The sequence below is a fragment of the Streptosporangium sp. NPDC006013 genome (genome assembly GCF_040614275.1).
Taxonomy (GTDB): Bacteria; Actinomycetota; Actinomycetes; order Streptosporangiales; family Streptosporangiaceae; genus Streptosporangium.
On sequence record NZ_JBEXUE010001002.1, the window covers coordinates 1 to 1,012 of the forward strand.

Below are 1,012 nucleotides of genomic sequence, written 5' to 3' on the forward strand. Positions count from 1 at the left end.
ACGGCGGAACAGGCCGGCCGAACGGGGGCTGGTCAGCAACGCCCCGATGCTGATCGCTCCCGCGGACTCGCCGAACACGGTGACAGCGGCGCGGCGCGGTGCCGGTGAACGCGAGGTTCACGCGCCGACCCGTTCGGCTTCCAGGTCGCCCTGCGCCAGCCCCATGCATTCCGCCATGAAGGCGGCGTAGGACGCCAGCGCGGCCTTGCCGGTCTCCACCATCGTGCCCAGATGCTCGGGGGATTCCGTCAGGACGCCGTCGAGCTGGCGCTGATTGAAGGCGGTGTGACCGGCGTCGAGTTCCACGTGCTCTGCCAGGAAGCTGTAGCAGGAGGGATCGGGGCCGAAGATCCGCCGGCAGTTGGCCTGCAGGATGGGCCCGATGGTGATCGAGAGCCGTTCGATCTCGTATTCGATGGCGAGCTGGGCGAACGGCACGGGACCGGCGATGACCTGATCGTGGAGCTTGCCGTAGAAGCCGGCGCTGGCCAGCGGCGGCTGGGCGAGGAGCGCGTCGGCGTCGACAGGGCCGCCAAAGCGCTCCTCCCACCAGTTCGCGATGGCCTTCGTGTCGTCGACCATCATCCGGTCGTGACCGGCCTCCGCGCGGGAATGCGCCTTGAGCGCCTTTCCGAGCCGGTCCATGCCCAGCTCGCCGCACCGTTCGCCCGCACCGGCGATCCAGCGCTCGACGTCATGCGTCATGTGAATGCCGTGTGCGTTGTACCGCAGCATCCACCGTGCGAAAAGCCGGTCCTCGCAGCTGACGGAGAACAGCGGGGCTATAGCCGGGTCGACCGTGAGCCCCTGGCGGCTTTCCTTGAGCGCCGCTTCGTACTCGTCCAACTTGGTGCTCAACGACCTCTCCTCTGGGGTTCGGGGAGTTGCCGGCGTATGTGCCTGACGATGCCGAAGACAATCGAGAGGTTCTTAGTGGCCGCTTAACCGCTCTTAACGCGCACCCCGGCACGGGCCGGCCTGCGGGCGTGGAGACCTTAAGGCCGCCATTAGG

2 protein-coding genes are annotated in these 1,012 nt (G+C 67.6%); both read right to left on the reverse strand.

Going from position 1 to position 1,012, the window contains the following annotated elements:
* Nucleotides 1-78, reverse strand: a 78-nt coding sequence (locus ABZ260_RS51590; RefSeq protein ID WP_355633398.1) for a hypothetical protein, incomplete at its 3' end; no start/stop codon positions are given.
* 39 nt (nucleotides 79-117) lie between these two features.
* Complete coding sequence (locus ABZ260_RS51595; RefSeq protein WP_355633396.1) at nucleotides 118-846, reverse strand: iron-containing redox enzyme family protein; 729 nt, start codon at nucleotides 844-846, stop codon at nucleotides 118-120.
* Nucleotides 847-1,012: the final 166 nt, after the last annotated feature.